The sequence below is a fragment of the Paraburkholderia diazotrophica genome, from assembly GCF_900108945.1.
Lineage (GTDB): Bacteria > Pseudomonadota > Gammaproteobacteria > Burkholderiales > Burkholderiaceae > Paraburkholderia > Paraburkholderia diazotrophica.
In genome coordinates this window covers 425,074-448,539 of the sequence record NZ_FNYE01000001.1, presented here as the reverse complement: position 1 = coordinate 448,539, position 23,466 = coordinate 425,074, and the positions used below count along the sequence as shown (strand labels likewise).

Below are 23,466 nucleotides of genomic sequence, written 5' to 3'. Positions count from 1 at the left end.
GCCTTTCGCGATATCCCGGCCATGCGGAGGATTGCACCGCCCGCAAGGCCATTGGACCGCGCCACGCACCGGCCGCCCTCTGGCGAACGCCGGCCTGCGTGGCGGCCTCCTTGTGAAGCAGTCCTGCTTACGGACGCTCGACAGCCAGCGCCACGCCCATGCCGCCGCCGATGCACAGCGAGGCCAGACCCTTCTTCGCATCGCGCTTCTGCATTTCGTGCAGCAGCGTGACGAGAATACGGCAGCCCGACGCGCCGATCGGATGGCCGATCGCGATTGCGCCGCCGTTCACGTTGATCTTCGACGTATCCCAACCCATCTGCTTGTGCACGGCCAGCGCCTGCGCGGCAAACGCCTCGTTGATTTCCATCAGGTCGAGATCGTTCACGCTCCAGCCCGCGCGCTCCAGACAGCGTCGCGACGCCGGCACAGGGCCCATGCCCATCACCTTCGGATCGACAGCCGCGTTCGCGTACGCCTTGATGCGCGCGATCGGCGTGAGTCCCAGCGCCTCGGCCTTCTTCGCCGACATCACGACGACAGCGGCTGCGCCGTCGTTGATGCCCGACGCGTTCGCGGCCGTCACCGTGCCTTCCTTCGAGAACGCCGGCTTCAGGCCCGCAAGCGATTCGGCCGTCACACCATGGCGCACGAATTCGTCGGTCGTGAACGACAGCGGATCGCCCTTCCTCTGCGGAATCTGGATCGGCACGATTTCATCATCGAAGCGACCCGACTTCTGTGCGGCTTCCGCCTTATTTTGCGAAAGCGCCGCGAACTTGTCCTGGTCTTCGCGCGTGATGCCGTATTCCTTCGCGACGTTCTCCGCCGTCACGCCCATGTGGTACTGGTTGTACACGTCCCACAGGCCGTCGACGATCATGGTGTCGATCAGCTTCGCGTCGCCCATGCGGAAGCCGTCGCGCGAGCCCGGCAGCACGTGCGGTGCGGCGCTCATGTTTTCCTGGCCGCCCGCGACGACGATCTCCGCGTCGCCTGCGATGATCGAGTTCGCTGCCAGCATCACGGCCTTCAGGCCCGAGCCGCATACCTTGTTGATGGTCATGCCGGGCACGGCCATCGGCAGGCCTGCCTTGATCAGCGACTGGCGCGCCGGATTCTGACCCGAACCCGCCGCCAACACCTGACCCATGATGACTTCGCTCACCTGCTCGGGCTTCACGCCCGCGCGCTCCAGCACGGCGCGGATCACCGTGGCGCCCAGTTCCGGCGCCGCGATCTTCGCCAGCGACCCACCGAATTTGCCGACAGCCGTGCGGGCCGCCGATACGATCACTACGTCAGTCATTTCGATTTCCTTTGGGGCTGCGGCGTGTCACTCCACAGTAGCCCGTCAAGTTGTTAATCCGGTCAGTCAGCGTTACTGCGATACAGCGTCTGTCTCACTCCGTCGTCACTCGTTATCTGTTTGCGGCGATCGCTCATTGACTTCGACGGCGACCGCTCGTGAATCTGCTTCGATACCCAAACGATTACTCGCCGATTACTCGCGCACCTGCACGTACCGTCCGGGCGCGGGTTCGATCACCGGGAATTCGGCCGAACCGGGTTCCGTCGGCGCCTTCACCTTCTTGCCGCCGTACTGGTCGAGCCAGTTCGTCCATTCGGGCCACCAGCTGCCCGGCGTTTCCGTCGCGCCTTCGAACCAGTCGTCCGGGTTCGCGGGCAGCGTCTTGTCGTCGCCGGCCACCGACCAGTAGCTGCGCTTCTTCTTCGACGGCGGATTGATCACGCCCGCGATGTGGCCCGACGCGCCGAGCACGAACTTGCGCGGTCCCGTCAGCAGCGGCACCGACGCATACGCCGATTGCCACGGCACGATATGGTCTTCGCGCGAGCCGTAGATGAACGTCGGCACGTCGATGCGCGACAGGTCCACCTTTTCGCCGCACGTCGTCAACGCGCCGGGCTCGCGCAGCCTGTTCTCGAGATACGTGTTGCGCAGATACCAGACATACATCGGCCCCGGCAGGCTCGTCGAATCGCTGTTCCAGTACAGCAGGTCGAACGGCATTGGCGTGCGGCCCTTCAGGTAATTGTCGACGACGTAGTTCCACACGAGGTCGTTCGGACGCAGGAACGAGAACGTGTTCGCGAGCTCGATGCCGCGCATCAGGCCCGGAGGCATACCGTTCTTGCCGCCGATCGTCTGCTCGCGCATCTGCACGTGTGCTTCGTCGACGAAGATGTCGAGCACGCCCGTATCGCTGAAGTCGAGCAACGACGTAAGGAGCGTCATCGACGCGGCGGGATGCTCGCCGCGCGCTGCCGCGACGGCCAGCGCCGCTGCCAGCAGCGTGCCGCCGATGCAGAAGCCGAGCGTATTGATGTGCTCGCGGCCGCTGATCTGGCGCGCGGTATCGAGGGCCGTCAGCACGCCGTCGGACACGTAGTCGTCCCACGTCTTTTGCGCGATCGACTGGTCCGCGTTGCGCCACGAAATCAGAAAGACCTGATGACCCGACTCGAGCGCATGCGCGACAAGCGAGTTATCGGGCTGCAGATCGAGAATGTAGTACTTGTTGATGCACGGCGGCACGATGAGCAATGGCCGCTCGTGGACCGTCGCCGTACGCGGCTTGTACTGGATCAGCTGCATCAGTTCGTTCTCGAATACGACGGAGCCTTCCGTCATCGCGAGATTCTTGCCGACGCCGAAACGGGATTCGTCCGTTTGCGAGATCTTGCCGCGCTGCATGTCGCCGAGCAGGTTCATCACGCCCTGTCGCAGGCTCTCGCCATTGCTTTCGAGCAGCGTCTTCTGTGCTTCAGGATTCAGCGCGAAGAAGTTGCTCGGCGATGCGGCGGCCGTCCATTGCTGCACGGCGAAGCGGATGCGCTCGCGCGTCTTCTGGTCGGTTTCGATCGCGTCGACGAGTTCCTGCAGATAGCGCGCGTTCAGCAGATACCACGCGGCCGTGTACGTGTAGACGGGCGTCGTCTTCCAGGCTTCGGAGCTGAAGCGCCGGTCCTTGAGCTCGATGCCCGTCGACGCCGCCTGCGTCGCCTGCTGCAGCAACTGCATCGCATCACGCGAATAGTCGGACTGCAGCTGCTGAAGCCGTGCGGGCGGAATCGACGCGCTCGGCACCTTCAGCCCCGCGAGCTGCTGCGTGAACTGTTGCGCAAACTGCGGCGCGAACTGTTGTGCAAGCTGTGGGTTGAACGCCTGTCCGAAGAATGCGTTGAACGGCTGACCCGAAGCCTGACCGTCCGGTTGGCCCTGCGCCTGAGCAAACTGCCGGGCGATCTGCTCGACGAACGGATTGGAAAATGGCAGCGAGCCCGCCTGCGCCGTCGCCGCTTTCGCGAAGTCCGGCATGGAAGGAACGCTGAACGGATTGCCATTTGCTGCGGCCGGCGCACCTAGCGAACGCCATGCGTTCATCCATGCGTCGAACCATTGCTGAACCCCTGCCGCATTCGCATCTTGCTGAGTGCGGTCTGACGAGGTGTCCTTGCGAGAAGAATTCGAGGAAGTTTGAGATGCAACCATGCCTGCTTTTGACCGAAGAGTCCTCGCGGACGGGTTGAGAGGCAGGTACTGGCGCGAAGACCGCGATCGGATCGCGACCACGTGGCGCCCTTGCCCTGTGAAGAACATTCTTGCGCCCCATCGCAAGGCATGTCAATGCTTGCTCCCGATTTTGCCGCAGTGCGGGATTTTTTTCATTATCGTTTTCCCGATGTGCATCAAGGCGTTTTCGCGATCTCGGCACGGTCGTGCTGTGCAATGCAAAAAGAGCCCGCTACGACGGGCTCCGATCCTGATCCGCATGGGCAGGGAACGCTTATGCACTGCGCAACCGCGTAGGTCTTCTTACGTTCGCGCAGTGCAGCATAAGAATGCTCGCGAAGCGCCTTCGCGATGTGTCGGGTGCAGCAAAAAGGCCTTTGCGCAGCGGGACTTAGAGCGCCCCGCTATCGTCTGCGAGCCAGATCATCGCGGCCATTCGGCCCGTCTCGTGATCGCGTCGATATGAGTAAAAGCGCTCGCGCTGAGTGAACGTGCAATGATCGCCACCCGTTACTTGCGTCACGCCGAGTTGCGCGAGCCGCAGACGTGCGAGCCTGGGCAGATCCGCGAGATATTTGCCCGCATTCGCAGGGTGATCGGCGAACGAGCTTGCGACCTCATCGCGTTGTGCGCCACCGACACCTTTCATGAAGGCGTCACGCACGTCTGGTCCGACTTCGAAAGCCTGCGGACCGATGCACGGACCCAGGTACGCGTGCAGCGCTGACATGTCAGTGCCCGCGAGCGACGCGACACGCTGCGCCGTATTTTCGACAACACCCGAAGCAAGACCTCGCCAGCCCGCATGCGCTGCGCCGACCGCGCGGCCTTGCGGATCGCACAGCAGGACGGGCATGCAGTCCGCGATCATCACGACGCACAGCGTACCCGTCTTGTCGGTCACGCCCGCGTCGGCCCGAACGGGCGACTCGCCGCGTCTTGCGGCGGCGATCGCGTCGTCGGCGCTCACGACGGTCGCGCCATGGACCTGCGACAGCCACGCCGCTTCGTCGAGCCCGGTAAGCCGCAGCACGCGCGCGCGATTCTCTTCGACATGAGCGAGATCGTCGCCCGACTTCTTGCCGAGGTTCAGTCCACCCGGCCCGTCGACGCCATCGCGCCATGTGCCGAACGGCGGCAGGCTCACACCGCCGTTGCGCGTCGTGACGAACGCATGCACGCGCGGCGATACGCGCCACTCGGGCCGCAGCACGTCGTTCATCGTCAGGTCAGGCAGCGTCATGCGCGATCGTCCTCGTCGTGTGATCCATCTGCTTCGTCCGCTTCGTCTTCGTCGACGTAATCTTCCGCATCGGGAGATGCATCGGTTTCGTCGTCGTAGAACGCTTCGTATTCGTCGTAGTCTTCGGCGTACTCGTCTTCGTGCTCGCGGCCGAGCCCGAGTGCTTCGGACAAGGCAGCAATATCGTCCGGCACGTCGGCGCGCCATTGCATCGTGCGGCCCGTCCGCGGATGAACGAGCGCGAGCCGCCATGCATGCAGCGCCTGACGCGCGAAGCCACCGGGCAGCGGCGTCACCGAGCGCTTGCCGCGCGCGCGGCCATACACCGGGTCGCCGAGCAGCGGATGGCCGACATGCGCGCAATGCACGCGGATCTGATGCGTGCGCCCCGTCTCCAGATCGCAATGGATCGCCGACACGGGCTGCCGCTCCCACAGCGTCGAATCGATGCGCCTGAAGTGCGTGCGCGCGGGCTTGCCCGCCGCGCCCGTCACGACGGCCATACGGGTTCGCTCGCGCGGATCGCGGCCGATGGGCGCGTCGATCGTACCTTCTTCCGGCATATTGCCCCACACGAGCGCGAGATAGCGGCGCTTCACCGTGCGCGCCTGCAACTGCCGCACGAGATCCGTTTGCGCTTCGAGCGTGCGCGCAACCACCATCAGCCCTGACGTCTCCTTGTCCAGCCGATGCACGATGCCCGCGCGCGGCAAACCCGCGGCGGCGTCGCCATAGCGGTGCAGCAGGCCGTTCAGCACGGTGCCGCTCCAGTTGCCCGCGGCGGGATGCACGACGAGCCCGGCAGGCTTGTTGATCACGACGATCGTCTCGTCTTCATAGACGATATCGAGCGGTACGGGTTCCGGCGTAAACGCGAGCTGCTCGGGCAGCAGATCGGGCACGAGCTCGATCGTCGCGCCGAGCGGCACCGGCTGGCGAATCTTCGCGGGCTGTCCGTCGACGCGCACGCGCTGCGCCTCGATCCAGCTTTGCAGACGGCTGCGTGAAAATTCGGGAAAGACCTTCGCGAGCACCTTGTCGAGCCGGTCGCCCGCAAGCTCGGGCGGCACCGTGACGACGCGCGGTGCTTCGTCCGCGCGCGGCACGGCGCTTTCGGCATCGGTGTTCGGGGCTTCGGATGCGAGCGCGTCGCCGTCGAAATCGTCGTCGAGCGCAGCGCTTGCGCTGTCGTCCGGCAATGCGTCGGCGGGGTTGGCGCTTGGGCTATAATCCTTGTTGCTCTTCCGCGCGCCCTGTGCGGGGCGCGGAGTATTGGAACGGGTCATCGAGACTGGGTCACCTGGACGTAAAGCTAGACTGGAAAATGCGAGCCTTGAACATCATTACTCAAACTGTTCGAAAGACGGTGGCCCAACAGATGGCCAGGAAGGTGGCCAGCTATGTCGCTTGCGCGGCAGCCGTGACGCTGGTGGCGGCCTGTCATGGCCTGCCTCAGAAGACGGACGAAACGGCGACGTGGACCAACAATAAATTATATACGGAGGCGCAAGACGCCCTGAACGGCAGCGACTACGGCAAGTGCGCGAAATACTTCGAAGCGCTCGAAGGCCGTGACCCGTTCGGCCACTTCGCGCAGCAGGCACAGATCAACGTCGCATACTGCAACTGGAAGGACAGCGAAACGGATGCCGCCGACCAGGCCGTCAACCGCTTCATCCAGCTGCACCCGGACCATCCGGACATCGCATACGCGTATTACCTGAAGGGCATGATCCACTTCAACGACGACCTCGGTCTGTTCGGCCGCTTCTCGGGCCAGGACATGAGCGAGCGCGATCCGAAGTCGCTGCGCGAGTCGTATGACGCGTTCAAGGTCGTCGTCGACAAGTATCCGCAAAGCAAGTACGCGCCCGATGCGGCGCAGCGCATGCGCTACATCGTGAACGCGCTGGCTTCGCACGAAGTGCACGCGGCCGACTACTACTATCGCCGTGGCGCGTACGTGGCCGCGATCAACCGCGCGCAGCTCGCGATCAGGGAATACAAGAACGCGCCCGCTATCGAAGACGCGCTGCACATCATGATGCTGTCGTATCAAAAGCTGGACCAACCGCAGCTCGCCGACGATACGAAGCGCGTGCTGGCAGGCACGTTCCCGGACAGCCCGTATATCACGGGCCGTGCGCGTCCGGGCAAGGAAAAGGCGTGGTGGCAGTTCTGAGCCGCTGATCGTCAGCCGATACGAAAAACGCCACGGTTCGATACCGTGGCGTTTTTGTTTTTGCGGCCCGCTTTCAGTGCCCGCTTCGGTGCCCGCTCGTTGCCCGCATTGGCGCGCATTCTGGCGCCCCTTTACGCGGACGCGCTTCACGACGGGCGCGTTCCTTTCGCGTCGGTCACGCCCGATCAGTCACGCTCGAAGAGCGCAATCGACTCGACATGCGACGTATGCGGGAACATGTTCACGACGCCCGCGCCCTTCAGCCGATAGCCGGCTTCATGCACGAGCAGGCCCGCGTCGCGGGCGAGCGTCGCCGGGTTGCACGACACGTAGACGATGCGTTTCGGCAACGGCCCTTCGCCGCTTTGCGCGATATCCGCGAGCGCCTTCGATACGGCAAGCGCCCCTTCGCGCGGCGGATCGATCAGGTACTTGTCGAAGTGGCCGAGCGCGCGGATGTCGTCGGCGGTGACTTCGAACAGATTGCGGCACGCAAACGACGTATGGCCGTCGACGCCGTTTTCCTTCGCGTTTTCGAGCGCGCGCGCGGTCAGCACGTCGCTGCCTTCGATGCCCACCACTTCGCGCGAAACCCGCGCGAGCGGCAGCGTGAAATTGCCAATGCCGCAGAACAGATCGAGCACGCGATCGGTCTTTGCGGGCGCGAGCAGGCGCAACGCGCGGCCGACCAGCACGCGGTTGATCTGGTGATTGACCTGCGTGAAATCGGTCGGACGGAACGGCATGCGGATGCCGTACTCGGGCAGCGTGTAGTCGAGCTGCCGGTCGAGCGGATAGAACGGGTAGACGGTATCCGGCCCCTTCGGCTGCAGCCAGAACTGGACGTTGTGCTGGTCGGCGAAATCGCGCAGCAGCTGTTCGTCGGCGGCGTTGATCGGCTCCAGGATGCGCAGCACGAGCGCCGTCACCGACGAGCCGACGGCCAGTTCGATTTGCGGCATACGCTCGCGAATCGACAGTCCCTCGACCAGGTGCCGCAGCGGCACCAGCATGTCCGACACGTGCGGCGGCAGCACTTCGCAGCTCGTCATGTCGGCGACGTAGCTGCTCTTCTTTTCGTGGAAGCCCACCAGCACGCCGCCCTTCTTCACGACGTTGCGCACCGTCAGCCGCGCGCGATAGCGATAGCCCCACGACGGGCCGTGGATCGGCCGGAAGATGGTTTCGGCGCGCAGCTTCGCCAGATGCAGCAGATTGTCTTCGAGCACGCGCTGCTTGACGGCGATCTGCGCGCGCACGTCGAGATGCTGCATCGAACAACCGCCGCACGTGCCAAAAAACTTGCACTGCGGGCGGGTACGGATCACGCTCTCTTTAAGGACATCGACGACCTGCGCCTGCTCGAAACTCGGCTTCTTCCGGTAGCTCGAATAGGTGACACGTTCGCCGGGCAGCGCGCCCTCGACGAAGATGACCTTGCCGGGCGAGCCGTCTTCCGTGACGGTGCGGCCGACGCCGCGCGCTTCCATGTCGAGCGAGTCGATATCGAGTTCGGGGGCCTTGAACGGGCCGGCGGCAGCCTCGTCACGCGCCTGCTTGCTCTTGCGAGGCGAGCGCGTTTTTCCAATGGGGGTAACAGATTCAGACACCTGCGACTTCCTGACAGACTGTGTAAAAGTGGGACCCGAAATGAAAAATCGGCGGGACCAAACCTGAGATTGTAGACGAACGACAAACACCGACGGAGATTTGACGATGCGACTGATCAGCTGGAACGTCCAGTGGGGACGCAGTGCGCACGGGGACGTGAACCTGTCGCGCACGATCGACGAAGCACGGCGGCTCGCCGATTTCGACGTGCTGTGCATGCAGGAAGTCACGCGCGGCTTTTCGGTGCTGGCGGGCCATCCCGGCGACGACCAGTTCGCCGAACTGGCCGATCTGCTGCCCGGCTACACCGTGCTCGGTGCGATCGGCGCTGATCTCGCGCCGCTCAAGCTCGATGCGCCCGCCGCGCCGCGCCGCCAGTTCGGCAACGCGCTCGCGACGCGTCTGCCCATCGAGCGCGTGATCCGTCATTCGCTGCCGTGGCCCGCCGACCCGGAAGCGCCGTCAATGCAGCGCGTCGCGCTCGAAGCCGTGCTGCGCGCGCCCGGCGGGCCGCTGCGCGTGATCGTCACGCATCTGGAGTTCTATTCGGTCAAGCAACGCCTCGCGCAGGTGAACCATCTGCGCGCGATGCAGCAGGAAGCGGCCGCGCATGCCGCGCGCCCCGCACCCGCCGAAAACGCGATCGGGCCTTTCACCGATACGGGGCGACCCGTCAGCGCAATCGTCTGCGGCGATTTCAACAGCGCGTACGACAGTGAAGCGTACCGGCGCATGCTGGAGCCGCTCGACGGCAGCCCGTCTTTCATCGACGCGTGGACGGCGCTGCACCCCAACCAGACTCCGCCGATGACGGCGGGCGTCTACGACAAGGCGCAGTGGTCGGACGGGCCGCTCACATGCGATTTTCTGTTCGTCACGGAAGACCTGCGCACGCGGCTGCGCAGCTGCGAGATCGACGGCGCGACGCGCGCATCCGATCATCAGCCGATCGTGCTGGAAATGGATTGACCTGCCCGGCGTGCACGCGGCGCGCGCATCATCCGCGACGCGTGCACGAGATCGCGCGCAGCGATCAGTTCTCGAACGCGGCCAGATATTCGGCCCAATGGGGCGCCGACTCCTGCGCGAGCGAGTTCTTCACGAACGCGATTTCGTCCGCGTACTCTTCGGGCGAGAAACCGCCGCGCATCAACTGGAAACGGCAGTACAGCAAATACGTGTTGACGACGTCCGTCTCGCAGTAGTTGCGGATTTCATCGATGCGGCCCGCCAGGAATGCGTGCCACACCTGTCCGCCGTCCATCCCCAGCTTGCCGGGAAAGCCGCACAGCTTGGCGAGCGCATCGAGCGGCGCGTTCGCGCGCGCCTGATACATCGCGAGCACATCCATCAGATCGGTGTGCCGCGAGTGATAGCGGCTGATGTAGTTGTTCCACTTGAAGTCGCGGTCGTCTTCGCCGAGGTCCCAGTAGCGGTTCGCACGAATGCCGTTGACGAGCGCGCGGTAGTGCAGCACGGGCAGATCGAAGCCGCCGCCGTTCCAGGACACGAGCTGCGGCGTGTACTTCTCGATGGTCCGGAAGAACGACTGCACGAGCGATGCTTCGCCGTCTTCAGGCGTGCCGAGCGAGCGCACGCGAAAGCCGTTGTTGTCGCGGAACACGCATGAAATCGCCGCGATGCGCTGCAGATGATGCGGCAGGAAATCGCCGCCCGTCTTCTCGCGCCGCGCCGCGAAAGCATGCTCGGCGACTTCTTCATCGGACATCGTGGCGGGAAGACTTTCAAGCCGGCGAATGCCGGCGACATCGGGAATCGTCTCGATGTCGAAAACCAGAATTGGAATCATCTTCTAAAGAACGGCGTCCTTACGCACGCCATTGGAGGCAAAGAAGCGCTTCAGACGCACGAGCGCCTCTTGCTGGATCTGGCGCACACGCTCCCGCGTGAGGCCCATTTCGTCGGCGAGTTCTTCGAGTGTGGCCGGTTCGATGTGATTGAGACCGAAGCGGCGCTCGATCACATGCCGATGCTTGTCCGACAGCCGCGCGAGCCATGCGCGCGTGAGCGTTTCGAGCTCGCGATGCTGGACTTCCGCGTCCGGCGACTGGCTCTGGTCGTCCGACAGCAGATCGAGCAGGCTGCTCGCGGGATCGAGATCGAGCGGCGCGTCGAGCGACGCCGTGTGCTCGTTCAGCGCGAGGATATCGGTCACTTCGTCCGTCGTCTTGCCCGTCAGGTACGCGATATCGTCGATGCTCGCGTCGCGGCGGTCGGCCGCTTCGCCCGAGTTCATCGAATTCTTTTCGAGGTGGCGCTTCGCGCGCAGCACCTGGTTAAGCTCGCGGATCACATGCACGGGCAGCCGCACCGTGCGCGCCTGATTCATGATCGCGCGCTCGATGCTCTGGCGGATCCACCATGTCGCGTAAGTCGAGAAGCGGAAGCCGCGCGTCGGATCGAATTTTTCGATCGCGTGCATCAGGCCGAGGTTGCCCTCTTCGATCAGATCGAGCAGCGGCACGCCGCGATTCAGATAACCCTTCGCGATGCTGACCACCAGCCGCAGATTGCGCTCGATCATCACCTGACGCGCTTCGAACTCGCCCGCTTTCGCAAGACGCGAGTAGCGCTGCTCTTCCTCGACGGTGAGCAGCGGCTTCACGCTGATACGGTTCAGGTAGTGCTGGATCGTGTCGGCCGTGAGCTCGGCCTGCAACAGCGCGCGGAAATCGTCGGCGTCGGGAGCGGAATCGTTTGCACCTTCGCGCGACTCCGATTCTTCATCGGAACCCGATGCGCGTTCGTCGAGATCGTTAGAGCTTTCGAGATCGTCGACCGCGTCGTCCTCGACGTCGGCAGCGCCAGCGTCGTCCACCGAAACATGCGTGGCACGGCTGAGTGACTCAGTCTCTGCTTGCGGTGTGCGGCGCTTCGGTTTCGGCATGGTCGTATCGCTTCGCTTATTGCGGCGGCAAATACTTCAATGGGTCGACAGGCTTACCCTGGCGGCGAACTTCGAAATGCAACATCACGCGGTCCGAATCACTATTGCCCATTTCGGCGATCTTCTGACCTTTGGTTACCGCGTCACCCTCTTTTACCATCAAAGCACGATTATGTGCATACGCTGTGAGATACGTTGCGTCATGCTTGATGATAATGAGATTGCCGTAACCGCGCAGCCCATTTCCTGCATAAACCACCCGGCCATCAGCGGAAGCCTTTACCGGTTCGCCCGCTGAGCCCCCGATGTTCACGCCTTTGTTCTTCGAGTCGTCAAAGCCGTTGAGCAGCGGCCCTCGAGCCGGCCATACAAACGACACGTTTCCATTCGACGCCGTCGTATCGCTGGCAGCCTGCGGCGGGATCGTCGTCGCCTGCGTGCCCGACGCGCCCGGCGCCGCACCGAAGAGCGGCGGCTGATTCGGCTGCGCGGCCTGCGGCGCTCCGTTCAGCGGCGCGCTCTGCACTGCACCACCGCCGATCGGCGCCGTCGCGACACCCGGCACGACAGGCGCACCGTTCGCGCCCGGCGGCGCCACGCGCAGCAACTGGTCGACCTCGATCTGGTTCGGGTTCGTCAGGTTGTTCCACGTGGCGATGTCACGATAGTTTTGACCGTTTTCGAGCGCGATCCTATACAACGTGTCGCCCGGCTTCACTCGGTAGTAGCCCGGAGGCGGCGGACCGAGCGGCACGGCGGGCTGCGCGCCGGGCGCACCGCCCGCTTGCGTGACGGTGCCGAGGGTGCCGGAGCGATCGACGACGGGCGCCTGATCGAGGCGCGTGGCACATGCCGCCAACACGGAAAGCATGGCTACGCAAACGCTGCGCTGAACGATGGTCAACGGGACATTCTGGCTGGTTCTTTGCATCGCGCGAAACATACTCATCAGGTTCAAATCACTCCGGATTTTAAGGGGACAAAGAAAACGCGATCAAGCCGCGATTCGCGCCATTGCGCGGGCCCCGTGCGCTCGACGAGCGTGAGCACCTGCGACTGTCCGTCCTGCGATCCGACGGGCGCCACGAGCCGCGCGCCGATGGCGAGCTGCTCGAGCAGCGCCTGCGGCACATCGAGTCCCGCCGCCGCGATCACGATCGCATCGAACGGCGCCGCCGACGGCAAACCGACGCGTCCGTCGCCGTAATGCAGACGGATGTTCGGGATGCGCAGCGGACGCAGGTTCGTCTTCGCGCGCTCGTAAAGCGGTTTGATGCGTTCAATCGAATAGACGTCGCGCGCGACCTGGCTCAGCACGGCAGCCTGATAGCCGCAGCCTGTGCCGATTTCGAGCACGTTCGCGAGCGTGCGGCCCTGCGCGGCCAGCTCGATCATCCGCGCGACCACGGACGGCTTCGAGATCGTCTGGTGATGGCCGATGGGCAGCGCCGCATCCTCATACGCCTGCGTAGCGAGACCGGGGTCCACGAACATGTGGCGCGGCACTATCGCCATCGCACTGAGCACACGCGGGTCCGACACGCCGTTCGCACGCAGCCGTTCGACCATCCGCTCGCGCACGCGTTCGGAGGTCAGCGTCAGCGCGCTGCTGAGCGCAACGTTCGGCGCGCCCGTGCGATCCGCCGATGTCGTGACGGGACGCGGCAACTGGTTGCGCGCGCCGTCGTTGCGGATCGCGGCCGTGCTCTTTGTATTGACGATTCCCGCCGCGTTTTTTGCAATCGAAGGCGTGCGCGCGGACGCGCCGGCGCTCGCGTTCTTCGCACCCGCGTTGAGCACGCCCACAGCGCCCTTCGCGCCCACAGGCGACTTCACGAGCGCCGTGCCGCTCACGCCGCTGTGCGTGCGGCCCGCCTGAGAGGTGGCGTTCGATGCCGCCGGTTTGACGGGCGTCTTCGCGCCGCGCGCATCGCCTGCGCGCGCGTCGGCCCGGCGCGGCTCGCGCACCAGGTCTTCGAGTCCAAGCGGGAAGCGCTTTGCGCGCTCGCCGGTCATGAAGTGCCGCTCCCGGCGCGCACCCAGTCGCACGCCGCGGGCAGCATGGCCGTATCGGTCAGATCGAGTTGCAGCGGCGTGATCGACACGAAGCCGTTCGCAACTGCATGGAAGTCGGTGCCTTCGCTGGCATCGCGCGCGCCGCCCGACGGACCGATCCAGTAGATCGGCTCGCCGCGCGGATTAGTCTGCCGGATCACCGGCTGCGACGGATGCCGCTTGCCGAGACGCGTGATGCGCCAGTCGCGCAACTGTTCGTAAGGCAGGTTCGGTATGTTGACGTTCAGCAACGGATGGCCGGGCAGCGGACGTTCAAGATAGTGCGCGACGATTTCGGCGGCGACGCGCGTGGCATCTTCGAGGTGCACCCAGTCTTTATCGACGAGCGAAAACGCGATCGCGGGCACGCCGAACATGATGCCTTCCGTCGCGGCGGCGACCGTGCCCGAGTACAGCGTGTCCTCGCCCATGTTCTGACCGTTGTTGATGCCCGATACGACGAGGTCCGGCGTATGGTCGAGCATGCCCGTCAGCGCGATGTGAACGGAATCCGTTGGCGTGCCGTTCACGTAGTAGAAGCCGTTGGCCGAGCGCAGCACCGACAGCGGGCGCGAGAGCGTCAGCGAGTTCGACGCGCCGCTGCAATTCTGTTCGGGTGCCATCACGGTGACATCGGCGAGCGGCTTCAGCGCTTCGTAAAGCGCGGCAAGGCCGGGCGCCAGATAACCGTCGTCATTGCTGAGTAGGATTCGCATGCGCCGATTGTAACCGAGGAAACAAGGCACGCGAACGACACGCTGGCCCGCCGCATGCCTATGTCTGAATGCATGGCTTCACGGGCTTCGTGCCGCAACGGAAGCGCACGGTCGTTCGCGCTTGCTTTACACTGCTTCGCTGCGACGGTTCGCAGCGACGGTTCGTTTTGCTGCCGACGTTTTACTGTCGACACATGGTTGCTGACCAGGCGTGAAGATCGCCGCAGCATGCTGATCGACAGCACGCTTATGACCCGTCAATCTTGCAATGGACACTTATCGATTGGAGACACGATGCGCGCAATCCGCTGCAACCACTATGGTCCGCCCGAGACACTCCGCATCGAGGAATTGCCCGATCTTCAGCCGCAAGCCGGCCAGATCGTGATCGACGTGAAAGCCGCGAGCGTCAATTTTCCTGACGTGCTGATCATCCAGAATAAATATCAGTTCAAGCCGCCCCTGCCATTCACGCCTGGCGCGGAAGTCGCGGGCATCGTGCGCGTTGTCGGCGAAGGCGTCACGCAATTCAAGCCGGGCGTGCGCGTGGTCGCCTATACGCAGCAAGGCGGCTTCGCGGAGCAGGCGCTCGCCGATGCCAGCGCGTGCGTGCCGCTGCCCGACGACGCCGACCTGGAGACGGCCGCCATCTTCACGCTCGCATACGGCACGTCGCATCATGCCGTCGTCGATCGCGCGGCGTTGAAAGCGGGCGAAACGATGCTCGTGCTGGGCGCGGCGGGTGGCGTCGGACTCGCAGCCGTCGAGATCGGCAAGGCGCTCGGCGCGCGCGTGATCGCGGCGGCGTCGAGCGACGAGAAGCTCGCGACCTGCGTCACGCATGGTGCCGACGCGATCATCAACTACACGACGGAAGACCTGCGCGAACGCATCAACGCGCTGACGGACGGCAAAGGTCCCGACGTGATCTATGACCCGGTCGGCGGCAGTTATGCGGAGCCCGCATTTCGCAGCATCGGCTGGCGTGGACGCTATCTCGTCGTCGGCTTTGCGAACGGCGAGATTCCGAAGCTGCCGCTCAATCTCGCGTTGCTGAAAGGCGCGAGCATCGTCGGCGTGTTCTGGGGCGATTTCGCGCGCCGCGAACCGCAGCGCAACGCAGCCGCGTTCCAGCAGATGCTCGGCTGGATTCGCGAAGGCAAGCTCAAGCCGCTGGTGTCGGCGCGCTACCCGCTCGAAGATACGCCGCGCGCGCTCAACGACATGGCGCACCGACGGGTGCTCGGCAAGATCGTGATCACGCCGTAAGCACGAACGGGCTACTCGACGACAAAACGACAAACGGCGCGTGCCCCCTGCAGGTCACGCGCCGTTCTTCTTTCGATACACCGGTAGTCAGATCTTTTCCGTCTCGCCGCTCTTCGGCTGCCATTTCATCAGGCGCCGCTCCAGCATGCCGACGATCGCATCGAGTAGCAGCGCGAAGGCCGTCAGCACGAGAATGCCGGCGAACACGGTGTTGATATCGAACGTGCCCTCGGCTTGCAGAATCAGGTAGCCGACGCCGCGCGCCGAGCCCAGGTACTCGCCGACCACCGAGCCGACGAACGCCAGCCCCACCGACGTATGCAGGCTCGAAAACACCCAGCTCATCGCGCTCGGCAGATAGACGGCGCGCAACAACTGCTTGCGGTTCGCGCCGAGCATGCGTGCGTTCGCGAGCACCACGGGGCTCACTTCCTTCACGCCCTGATAGACGTTGAAGAACACGATGAAGAACACGAGCGTCACGCCGAGCGCAACCTTCGACCAGATGCCCAAGCCGAACCACACGCCGAAGATCGGCGCGAGAATCACGCGCGGCATCGAGTTCGCTGCCTTGATATACGGATCGAACAGCGCGCTCGCGAGCGGCGACAGCGCAAGCCACAGCCCGACGCCGAGCCCCAGCACCGTGCCGAGCGCGAACGCGAGCACCGTCTCGATTAGCGTGATCCACAGATGCAGATAGATCTCACCGGACGCGAACCACTCCCAGATCCGCACGAGCACTTTTTGCGGCTCGCCGAAGAAGAACGCGGCCTTGTTCGGGTCATCGAAATAGAACGCGGGCAACAGCGTCGGGCTGGTCAGCACGTACCACAGCAAGAAGGACAGCACGAGCAGCAGCCACTGCCAGATCACGAGATTCGCGCGGTTCGGACGCAAGACTTTCCACATCTCAGTTGCTCTCCTGCACAGCCGTCAGTTGCTGCTGATAACCCTTCAGCACTTCGTCGCGCAGCACGCTCCAGATCTGCGCATGCAGTTCGACGAAGCGCGGATGCGAGCGCACTTCGGCGACGTCGCGCGGACGCGGCAGATCGATCTTGAACTCGCCGATGGGCCGCGTGCCCGGCCCCGCCGACAACACGACGACGCGATCCGACATCGCGATCGCTTCGTCGAGATCGTGCGTGATGAACAGCACGGCCTTGCGCTTCGCGGCCCAAAGATCGAGCAGCTCGTTTTCCATCAGCTGGCGCGTCTGGATGTCGAGCGCGGAGAACGGCTCGTCCATCAGGATGATGTCGGGATCGAGAATCAGCGTCTGCGCCATCGCAACCCGCTTTCGCATGCCGCCCGACAGCTGATGCGGATAACGGTCCCCGAAGCCGCCGAGGCCGACGCGCTTGAGCCATTCCTCAGCACGCGAGCGGGCTTCGGCGCGCGGCACGTCATGGAACGACAGGCCTGCCGTCACGTTGTCGAGCGCCGAACGCCACGGCATCAGCGCATCGGCCTGGAACATGTAGCCCGCGCGCCGATTGATGCCCGACAACTTCTCGCCGAACACCGTCACCGCGCCCGACGACGGTTCCAGCAGCCCCGCGCCGACGTTCAGCAACGTCGACTTGCCGCAGCCCGTCGGTCCGACGACCGATACGAATTCGCCCGGCGCGATGCGCAAGGTCGTATCCTTGACGGCGGTGTATCGCTGGCCGCGATTCTCACGCGACGCAAATGTGCAGGTGATGTTTTCGAGCGCCAGGGCGGCAACGGTCATCGTTCGGCTCGCTTCTTCGATGCTGTGATGATTCGAGGTTTTGGACAAGGATGTGACGGCTTGAACGGCGAGCGCGACGCGAGCGCTCGCCCTTACTGTCAGTGCGTTACGCCTTGACCGTCGTGAGCGCTTTCTTCACGAAGTCGTTCGTCCAGCTCTTCGACAGATCGATCGGCTTGCCCTTCACGGTGTCGTCGAAAGCCTGCAGCGTCTTGAGCGACGTCGCGGGGCCGTCGGCGGGCATCAGGCCATCGGGCGACATCGCCTCTTTCACGTGCTGCCACGAATCCAGATACAGCGCGCGGTCGCCGAGCAGATACGATTCGGGCACGGTGTTGATCAACTCGGTGCCCGTCGCCGTCTGCAGCCACTTCAGCGCGCGGACCATCGCGTTGGCGAGCGCCTGTGTCGTGTTCGGATTCTTGCTGATGAACGCTTGCGATGCATAGAGACAGCCGGCAGGCATGTTGCCGCCGAACACCGTGTGCGTATCGTTGAGCGTGCGCGCGTCGGACACGACGCGAATCTCGCCCGAGCGTTCGAGCTTCGTCATCACGGGATCGAGATTGGCGAGCGCATCGATCTGCCCCGATTGCAGCGCGGCGATCGCCCCCGCGCCCGCGCCGACGCCGATGAACGACACGTCTTTCGCGGTCAGCCCGGCTTTCGCGAGCACGAAGCTCGCCATGATCGATGTCGACGAACCCGGCGCCGTCACGCCGATCTTCTTGCCCTTAAGGTCCGCGATCGACGTGTAGTTCGCCATCGTCTTCTTCGACACGGCGAGCACGATCTGCGGCGCGCGCCCTTGCAGCACGAATTCGCGGAAGTACTGGTTCTTCGCCTGCAGCAGCAGTGTGTGTTCGAACGCGCCGGACACGACATCGGCGCTGCCGCCGACGGCCGCCTTCAACGCCTGCGAGCCGCCCGCGAAGTCGGAGATCTCGACTTCGAGCCCTTCGTCCTTGAAGAAATTACGGCGCTCGGCAATCGTCAGAGGCAGATAGTAGAAAAGATTCTTGCCGCCGACGGCGATCGCGACTTTCGACGTCTCCAGCTTGCCTTGCCCGAACGCGAGCGGCGAGCCAACGAGCGATGCGCCCGCGAGCGCCGCGGTGCCTGCGAGAAAGCTTCTTCGTTGCATGGTCCTGTCTCCGTATCTTCTGTCGTTGTTCTGTTGCCGGCATGGTCGGCCGGTCTGCGCGTGCTTTGTGCACGCTTCGTACGCTTTATACGCGCTTCGCGCACGCTTTCACGCGCTGGCCTGTTCCCCGCTCAGACGATCTGTTGCGAGTGCAACCTTGCGATGAGGTCCGCATCATAACCCAGCGATCGCAGAACTTCATCCGTATGTTCACCCAGTTCGGGCCCGAGCCAGCGCGTTTCGCCGGGCGTTTCGGAGAGCTTGGGCGTGACGCCCGGCAGCGTGATGTCGCGGCCGTCCTGCCATTTGAAACTCTGGATCATCTGGCGCGCGGCGTATTGCGGATCGGTGAACATGTCGGCGACGCTGTAGATGCGGCCCACGGGCACGTCGGCGGCATTCAGCACGTCGAGCGCCTCGTCGATCGTGCGATGCGCGAGCCACGCCGCGATCGCGCCGTCGATCTCCTGCGTGCGTGGCACGCGGCCGTCGTTGTGCGCGAGCGCCGGATCGTTCGCGAGGTCTTCGCGGTCGATCGCGATCATCAGCCGCTTGAAAATCGGATCGCTGTTGCCGCCGATCACGATGCTGCCGTCGCGGCACGGATAGGTATTCGACGGCACGATGCCTGGCAGCGAAGCGCCCGTGCGCTCACGCACCATGCCGTACACGCCGTACTCGGGCACGACGCTTTCCATCATGTTGAAGACGGCTTCGTACAGCGCGACATCGACGACCTGCCCTTTGCCGCCGTTCACCTGACGGTGATGCAGCGCCATCAGCGCGCCGATCACGCCATGCAGCGCCGCAATCGAATCGCCGATCGAAATGCCGATACGCGGCGGCGGCAAATCCGGATACCCGGTGATATGACGCAGGCCGCCCATCGATTCCGCGATCGCGCCGAAACCCGGGCGGTCGCGATACGGCCCCGTCTGCCCGTAGCCGGACAGGCGCACCATCACGAGGCCGGGGTTCTCCTTCGACAGCACGTCGTAGCCGAGCCCAAGCCTTTCGAGCTGCCCGGGGCGGAAGTTCTCGACGACGATATCGGCTTCTTTCGCGAGCTTGCGGACGATTTCCTTGCCTTCGTCGGCTTTGAGGTTGATCGTTACCGATTTCTTGTTGCGTGCCTGCACGGCCCACCACAGCGATGTACCGCCCACTTCGGGATAGAGCTTGCGCCATTTGCGCAGCGGATCGCCGCCCTTCGGGTCTTCGATCTTGATCACGTCCGCGCCGAACTCGCCGAGAAAGCGCGCGGCGAACGGCCCGGCGATCAGCGTGCCGAGCTCGAGCACCTTGACGCCCGCGAGCGGGCCCTGGGTTGGTCCTTTGTGTTGTTGCTCTGGCGTTGCAGTCGATGTGCTCATGTGTCTCCCGATCTTCTTGTACTTGCCAGACGCGGCCGATGCGTCCGTGCGCTACGCGTTCGATGCGCGCTCGATGTTCATTGGCTGCTACATCGAGCGCCTGTCGAGCATCGCGCGCGCGATGGTGCCCGCATCGACATACTCGAGCTCGCCGCCGACGGGGACGCCGCGCGCGAGACGCGTCACCGACAGGCCGCGCGCCTTCAGCGTTTGCCCGAGGTAATGCGCGGTGGCCTCGCCTTCGTTCGTGAAGTTGGTCGCGAGCACAACTTCCTTGACGACGCCATCCGATGCGCGCTTGACGAGCCGGTCGAAATGGATTTCCTTCGGGCCGATGCCGTCGAGCGGACTCAGCCGCCCCATCAGCACGAAATAGAGCCCGCGATAAGTCATCGTCTGTTCGAGCATGATCTGATCGGCGGGTGTTTCGACGACGCATAGCAGCGTCGGATCGCGCTCAGTGTCGCTGCAGACTTCGCAGATTTGCGCTTCCGTGAAGGTGTTGCACTTCTCGCAGTGCTGCAGATGCTCGGTCGCGAACAGCAGCGAGCGGCCGAGCTTTTCGGCGCCGTCGCGATCGTGCTGCATCAGGTGGTACGCCATGCGTTGCGCGGACTTCGGCCCGACGCCGGGCAAAACGCGCAGCGCTTCGACGAGCGCCGACAAGGCGGAAGGTTGTTTCATGCTGGAACGGCGACGTCGATGGTGGGTTCGGCGAGGCGCGCACGGGCTGCGGGCGGAGCGCCCGACGCCCGCGCGCGAACTCCCCGTGCGATCAGAACGGCAGCTTGAAGCCCGGCGGCAGCGGCAGGCCCGAGGTCATGCCGCCCATCTTCTCCTGCGCGGTGGCTTCCGCCTTGCGCACGGCGTCGTTGAATGCAGCCGCCACGAGATCTTCGAGCATGTCCTTGTCGTCGGCGAGCAGGCTCGGATCGATCGACACGCGGCGCACGTCGTTCTTGCAGGTCATCGTCACCTTGACGAGGCCCGCGCCCGACTGCCCCTCGACTTCGATCTGCGCGAGTTGCTCCTGCATCTTCTTCATGTTCTCTTGCATCTGCTGGGCTTGTTTCATCAGCCCGGCGAGTTGACCTTTCATCATGGACTTGCTCCTTCGTAATGGTGAATTCCGGTTGACGCACGTTCATCCGACGCGCGCCGGAATCAGTGGCTGGCGGCGTTGTGGCCGCCGTCGGCGCCCGGCGTGAGGGGACGCACCGAGCCCGGCACGATGCTCGCACCGAACTCGCGGATCAGAGATTGCACGAACGGATCGGCGCCGATTTCGCGCTCGGCTTCCTGTTGACGCTGCGCGCGCTCGATTGCATCGAGCACCGCGGCCGTGCGCTGCACGGGACCGACTTCGACCCGCACGTCGATCTCGTTGCCGAGCCGTTCGGCGAGCGCCGCTTTCAGCTTCGCGATCTGCGCCGGCTCGGCGTAGAGCTGGACCGCGACGTTGAGCTTCAGCGTCTTGCCCTCGACGGCCATCAGTTCGCTGTTGAACGCGAGCTGATACGAGATGCCCTTGAGCGGCAGCGTGACGGCGAGCGCCGGCCAGTCGCCGTCGAACCCGATCGCGCCGAGCGGCACGGCGGGCGGCAGCGTGCGGATGTCGACGACAGGCGCGGCTGCGGGCGCCACGGCGGACGCACTGCCTCGGGCGACGACCACGTCATCGTGGCCGCTGTCGAAAACGGGAATGAAGTTGTCGTCGGAGGGCGCGAAGAACGCATCGTCCGATGAAGCGGGAATGTAGTCGTCGGGCGGAATGTCTTCCCACGGCGGAACCGACGAGCCGCCCTGCTGTTGCGCGGCACGCGACGGCTGGACGCGCGCGGTGGCCTCCTGTTGCGCGGCGGCTGCGGCGCGGCGCGCGGGATCGGGCGTCGGCACGCGAACGGCGACGCGCGGCGACGCGGGCTTCGCCGTCGGCGCGGGAGACGCGGCTGCGGCGGACGTAGCGGAAGCCGAACGGGCCGAAGCGCCGCGATCCGCCGATACTTTCATGCCCGCGTTGCGCAGCACGTCGAGCGCGGCGCTGGCGCCACCCGCGCGGCGCGATGCTTCTGGCTGCCGTTGTGGCGCGGCTGCGGCCGAGGCTTGTGCGCGAGGGCTGTCGTCCGGCCCGGCGGGTTCAGTTGGCGAAGCTTCCGGGGCGTTCGAGACGCCAGGTGGTTCGTCGACGTCCTTCGACCCGGCAGCGGACACCATCGGTGTCACGCCGACATCGACCGTTGCTGCGGCTGCGATTTCAGGGGCTTCGCTGACTGCTTTCGGCTGAGCCGGCACGGATTCGGGTTTTGGCGCAGCCGCAGGCGTCTCGATTGGCCGAGCCTGTGCCTCGCGCGCAGGAGCCGCCGCGACGGGCGCACTCGCGCGCTTGGAACCAGCCGCAGCCGGAACCGTCGAGCGTCCCGCTGGCGTCACGCCACCACCACCGCCACCATTCGGCGCCGGCTCGAACGCGAGCATCCGCAACAGTGTCATCGTGAAGCCGGCGTATTCGTCGGGCGCGAGGCCCAGTTCGCTTCGGCCGATCGTCGCGATCTGATAGAACAGCTGAACCTGCTCGGGGCTCAGCGCATCGGCGAAACGGCGCAGGTCGGCGGCCTCCGGCCACTCTTCCAGCACCGACGACGGCGCGAACTGCGCCCACGCGATTTTGTGCAAAAGACCCGCGAGGTCTTGCAGCGCGGTCGAAAACGACAGGCTGCGCAACGCCATCTCGTCGGCAACCGACAGCACCGCAGCGCCGTCGCCCGCGACGAGCGCATCGAGGAGACGAATCAGATAGCTCTGATCGAGCGCGCCGAGCATGCCGCGCACGGCTTCCTCGGTGACCTGATTGGCCGAGTACGCGATCGCCTGGTCGGTCAGCGACAGCGCATCGCGCATCGAGCCGTCCGCGGCGCGCGCGAGCAGGCGCAACGCCTGCGCCTCGTGCGGAATGTTCTCTTCACCGAGGATGCGCTCGAGATGCGACACGATATGCCCTGCGGGCATCTGCTTCAGGTTGAACTGAAGACAGCGCGACAGCACCGTGACGGGAATCTTCTGCGGATCGGTCGTCGCGAGAATGAACTTCACATGCGGCGGCGGCTCTTCCAGCGTCTTCAACATCGCATTGAACGCGTGGTTCGTGAGCATGTGCACTTCGTCGATCATGTAGACCTTGAAGCGCGCATCGACGGGCGCATACACCGCGCGCTCCAGCAGCGCGGCCATTTCGTCGACGCCACGGTTGCTCGCCGCATCCATCTCGACGTAATCGACGAAGCGCCCTTCGTCGATCTCGCGGCAAGCGCGGCAGACGCCGCACGGCGTAGCCGTTACGCCCGTTTCACAATTGAGCGCCTTCGCGAAGATACGCGAGAGCGTCGTCTTGCCGACGCCGCGCGTGCCCGTAAACAGATAGGCGTGGTGCAGACGGCCACCGTCGAGCGCGTGCGTGAGCGCGCGCACCACGTGCTCCTGTCCGACGAGCGAAGCAAAATCCTTCGGCCGCCATTTGCGTGCGAGAACTTGATAGGTCATGCGGAAATTGTATCAGCAACGCTGACGCGAAAAGACGAATCGATCGTGCGCGCGCGCAAGGCGTGACAACGCTCTGACGGTTCATTGAATTCACGACGCAAGCGCCAGAACATGCCGCGTTTGGACCAACGCAGATGACGACAAATACGGGA

General features: G+C 64.5%; 20 protein-coding genes. 3 read left to right on the top strand and 17 right to left on the bottom strand.

What is annotated here, in order from left to right; genetic code table 11:
* Nucleotides 1-127 precede the first annotated feature (127 nt).
* The 4 genes from BMW76_RS02140 to BMW76_RS02125 form a co-directional block, all read right to left on the bottom strand.
* Nucleotides 128-1,309, bottom strand: coding sequence for an acetyl-CoA C-acetyltransferase (locus BMW76_RS02140; RefSeq protein WP_090862186.1), 1,182 nt, complete (start codon nucleotides 1,307-1,309; stop codon nucleotides 128-130).
* Nucleotides 1,310-1,504: 195 nt separating this feature from the next.
* The gene (phaC, locus tag BMW76_RS02135; protein WP_177200284.1) at nucleotides 1,505-3,517 is read right to left on the bottom strand and encodes a class I poly(R)-hydroxyalkanoic acid synthase; all 2,013 of its coding nucleotides are present in this window, start codon (nucleotides 3,515-3,517) and stop codon (nucleotides 1,505-1,507) included.
* Nucleotides 3,518-3,929: 412 nt separating this feature from the next.
* Nucleotides 3,930-4,781 carry a peptidoglycan editing factor PgeF gene (pgeF, locus tag BMW76_RS02130; RefSeq protein WP_090862182.1) on the bottom strand — a complete coding sequence of 284 codons (852 nt, stop codon included), beginning with the start codon at nucleotides 4,779-4,781 and terminating at the stop codon, nucleotides 3,930-3,932.
* Nucleotides 4,778-6,067 carry an RluA family pseudouridine synthase gene (locus BMW76_RS02125; protein WP_090862180.1) on the bottom strand — a complete coding sequence of 430 codons (1,290 nt, stop codon included), beginning with the start codon at nucleotides 6,065-6,067 and terminating at the stop codon, nucleotides 4,778-4,780. The genes pgeF and BMW76_RS02125 overlap by 4 nt, the downstream gene beginning before the upstream one ends.
* A 92-nt stretch (nucleotides 6,068-6,159) precedes the next feature.
* Between BMW76_RS02125 and BMW76_RS02120 the strand changes: the two genes are divergently transcribed.
* Entirely contained in the window at nucleotides 6,160-6,963 is an 804-nt protein-coding gene (locus BMW76_RS02120) for an outer membrane protein assembly factor BamD (RefSeq protein WP_407668877.1), read from the top strand.
* Nucleotides 6,964-7,148: 185 nt separating this feature from the next.
* Here the strand turns inward: BMW76_RS02120 and rlmD are convergent, their stop codons facing one another.
* Nucleotides 7,149-8,663, bottom strand: a complete 1,515-nt coding sequence (gene rlmD, locus BMW76_RS02115) for a 23S rRNA (uracil(1939)-C(5))-methyltransferase RlmD (RefSeq protein ID WP_407668876.1) — start codon at nucleotides 8,661-8,663, stop codon at nucleotides 7,149-7,151.
* Between the two features lie 16 nt (nucleotides 8,664-8,679).
* Here rlmD and BMW76_RS02110 point away from each other — a divergent pair, with 16 nt between their 5' ends.
* Complete coding sequence (locus BMW76_RS02110; protein ID WP_090862173.1) at nucleotides 8,680-9,543, top strand: endonuclease/exonuclease/phosphatase family protein; 864 nt, start codon at nucleotides 8,680-8,682, stop codon at nucleotides 9,541-9,543.
* Nucleotides 9,544-9,607: 64 nt separating this feature from the next.
* On the opposite strand, the gene BMW76_RS02105 is transcribed toward BMW76_RS02110, so the two are convergent.
* The 5 genes from BMW76_RS02105 to surE are packed head-to-tail and all read right to left on the bottom strand — an operon-like array spanning nucleotide 9,608 to nucleotide 14,253.
* The gene (locus BMW76_RS02105; RefSeq protein ID WP_090862171.1) at nucleotides 9,608-10,384 is read right to left on the bottom strand and encodes a 3'-5' exonuclease; all 777 of its coding nucleotides are present in this window, start codon (nucleotides 10,382-10,384) and stop codon (nucleotides 9,608-9,610) included.
* Nucleotides 10,385-10,387: 3 nt separating this feature from the next.
* Nucleotides 10,388-11,482, bottom strand: a complete 1,095-nt coding sequence (rpoS, locus tag BMW76_RS02100) for an RNA polymerase sigma factor RpoS (RefSeq protein ID WP_090862169.1) — start codon at nucleotides 11,480-11,482, stop codon at nucleotides 10,388-10,390.
* A 16-nt stretch (nucleotides 11,483-11,498) separates the two neighbouring features.
* Nucleotides 11,499-12,431, bottom strand: coding sequence for a peptidoglycan DD-metalloendopeptidase family protein (locus BMW76_RS02095; RefSeq protein ID WP_090862167.1), 933 nt, complete (start codon nucleotides 12,429-12,431; stop codon nucleotides 11,499-11,501).
* 5 nt (nucleotides 12,432-12,436) lie between these two features.
* A complete protein-coding gene (locus BMW76_RS02090) occupies nucleotides 12,437-13,498 on the bottom strand; it encodes a protein-L-isoaspartate(D-aspartate) O-methyltransferase (protein ID WP_090862164.1) in 1,062 nt (353 codons plus the stop codon).
* Nucleotides 13,495-14,253: a 5'/3'-nucleotidase SurE gene (gene surE, locus BMW76_RS02085; protein WP_090862162.1), complete on the bottom strand. Its 759-nt coding sequence runs from the start codon at nucleotides 14,251-14,253 to the stop codon at nucleotides 13,495-13,497. The genes BMW76_RS02090 and surE overlap by 4 nt, the downstream gene beginning before the upstream one ends.
* 294 nt (nucleotides 14,254-14,547) lie before the next feature.
* Between surE and BMW76_RS02080 the strand changes: the two genes are divergently transcribed.
* Nucleotides 14,548-15,522 (top strand): NADPH:quinone oxidoreductase family protein, encoded by a 975-nt coding sequence (locus tag BMW76_RS02080; RefSeq protein WP_090862160.1) that lies wholly within the window; start codon nucleotides 14,548-14,550, stop codon nucleotides 15,520-15,522.
* Between the two features lie 87 nt (nucleotides 15,523-15,609).
* On the opposite strand, the gene BMW76_RS02075 is transcribed toward BMW76_RS02080, so the two are convergent.
* From BMW76_RS02075 to dnaX, 7 genes are all read right to left on the bottom strand, one after another.
* Nucleotides 15,610-16,434 carry an ABC transporter permease gene (locus BMW76_RS02075; protein ID WP_090862158.1) on the bottom strand — a complete coding sequence of 275 codons (825 nt, stop codon included), beginning with the start codon at nucleotides 16,432-16,434 and terminating at the stop codon, nucleotides 15,610-15,612.
* 1 nt (nucleotide 16,435) lies between these two features.
* Nucleotides 16,436-17,260 (bottom strand): ABC transporter ATP-binding protein, encoded by an 825-nt coding sequence (locus tag BMW76_RS02070; protein ID WP_090862156.1) that lies wholly within the window; start codon nucleotides 17,258-17,260, stop codon nucleotides 16,436-16,438.
* Nucleotides 17,261-17,366: 106 nt separating this feature from the next.
* Entirely contained in the window at nucleotides 17,367-18,404 is a 1,038-nt protein-coding gene (locus BMW76_RS02065) for an ABC transporter substrate-binding protein (RefSeq protein ID WP_090862153.1), read from the bottom strand.
* Nucleotides 18,405-18,535: 131 nt separating this feature from the next.
* Nucleotides 18,536-19,777 carry a CaiB/BaiF CoA transferase family protein gene (locus BMW76_RS02060; RefSeq protein ID WP_090862151.1) on the bottom strand — a complete coding sequence of 414 codons (1,242 nt, stop codon included), beginning with the start codon at nucleotides 19,775-19,777 and terminating at the stop codon, nucleotides 18,536-18,538.
* 87 nt (nucleotides 19,778-19,864) lie between these two features.
* Nucleotides 19,865-20,461, bottom strand: a complete 597-nt coding sequence (gene recR / locus BMW76_RS02055) for a recombination mediator RecR (RefSeq protein ID WP_087735801.1) — start codon at nucleotides 20,459-20,461, stop codon at nucleotides 19,865-19,867.
* Nucleotides 20,462-20,552: 91 nt separating this feature from the next.
* Nucleotides 20,553-20,879: a YbaB/EbfC family nucleoid-associated protein gene (locus BMW76_RS02050; protein WP_006048866.1), complete on the bottom strand. Its 327-nt coding sequence runs from the start codon at nucleotides 20,877-20,879 to the stop codon at nucleotides 20,553-20,555.
* Between the two features lie 62 nt (nucleotides 20,880-20,941).
* Nucleotides 20,942-23,314, bottom strand: a complete 2,373-nt coding sequence (gene dnaX, locus BMW76_RS02045) for a DNA polymerase III subunit gamma/tau (protein WP_090862149.1) — start codon at nucleotides 23,312-23,314, stop codon at nucleotides 20,942-20,944.
* Between the last annotated feature and the right edge of the window lie 152 nt (nucleotides 23,315-23,466).

Excerpts from the sequence above, each read along its gene's own strand:
- BMW76_RS02140 (WP_090862186.1), bottom strand. The coding sequence starts at position 1,309 with ATGACTGACGTAGTGATCGTATCGGCGGCCCGCACGGCTGTCGGCAAA.
- phaC (WP_177200284.1), bottom strand. The coding sequence starts at position 3,517 with ATGGTTGCATCTCAAACTTCCTCGAATTCTTCTCGCAAGGACACCTCG.
- pgeF (WP_090862182.1), bottom strand. The coding sequence starts at position 4,781 with ATGACGCTGCCTGACCTGACGATGAACGACGTGCTGCGGCCCGAGTGG.
- BMW76_RS02125 (WP_090862180.1), bottom strand. The coding sequence starts at position 6,067 with ATGACCCGTTCCAATACTCCGCGCCCCGCACAGGGCGCGCGGAAGAGC.
- BMW76_RS02120 (WP_407668877.1), top strand. The coding sequence starts at position 6,160 with ATGGCCAGGAAGGTGGCCAGCTATGTCGCTTGCGCGGCAGCCGTGACG.
- BMW76_RS02110 (WP_090862173.1), top strand. The coding sequence starts at position 8,680 with ATGCGACTGATCAGCTGGAACGTCCAGTGGGGACGCAGTGCGCACGGG.
- BMW76_RS02105 (WP_090862171.1), bottom strand. The coding sequence starts at position 10,384 with ATGATTCCAATTCTGGTTTTCGACATCGAGACGATTCCCGATGTCGCC.
- rpoS (WP_090862169.1), bottom strand. The coding sequence starts at position 11,482 with ATGCCGAAACCGAAGCGCCGCACACCGCAAGCAGAGACTGAGTCACTC.
- BMW76_RS02095 (WP_090862167.1), bottom strand. The coding sequence starts at position 12,431 with ATGAGTATGTTTCGCGCGATGCAAAGAACCAGCCAGAATGTCCCGTTG.
- BMW76_RS02090 (WP_090862164.1), bottom strand. The coding sequence starts at position 13,498 with ATGACCGGCGAGCGCGCAAAGCGCTTCCCGCTTGGACTCGAAGACCTG.
- surE (WP_090862162.1), bottom strand. The coding sequence starts at position 14,253 with ATGCGAATCCTACTCAGCAATGACGACGGTTATCTGGCGCCCGGCCTT.
- BMW76_RS02080 (WP_090862160.1), top strand. The coding sequence starts at position 14,548 with ATGCGCGCAATCCGCTGCAACCACTATGGTCCGCCCGAGACACTCCGC.
- BMW76_RS02075 (WP_090862158.1), bottom strand. The coding sequence starts at position 16,434 with ATGTGGAAAGTCTTGCGTCCGAACCGCGCGAATCTCGTGATCTGGCAG.
- BMW76_RS02070 (WP_090862156.1), bottom strand. The coding sequence starts at position 17,260 with ATGACCGTTGCCGCCCTGGCGCTCGAAAACATCACCTGCACATTTGCG.
- BMW76_RS02065 (WP_090862153.1), bottom strand. The coding sequence starts at position 18,404 with ATGCAACGAAGAAGCTTTCTCGCAGGCACCGCGGCGCTCGCGGGCGCA.
- BMW76_RS02060 (WP_090862151.1), bottom strand. The coding sequence starts at position 19,777 with ATGAGCACATCGACTGCAACGCCAGAGCAACAACACAAAGGACCAACC.
- recR (WP_087735801.1), bottom strand. The coding sequence starts at position 20,461 with ATGAAACAACCTTCCGCCTTGTCGGCGCTCGTCGAAGCGCTGCGCGTT.
- BMW76_RS02050 (WP_006048866.1), bottom strand. The coding sequence starts at position 20,879 with ATGATGAAAGGTCAACTCGCCGGGCTGATGAAACAAGCCCAGCAGATG.
- dnaX (WP_090862149.1), bottom strand. The coding sequence starts at position 23,314 with ATGACCTATCAAGTTCTCGCACGCAAATGGCGGCCGAAGGATTTTGCT.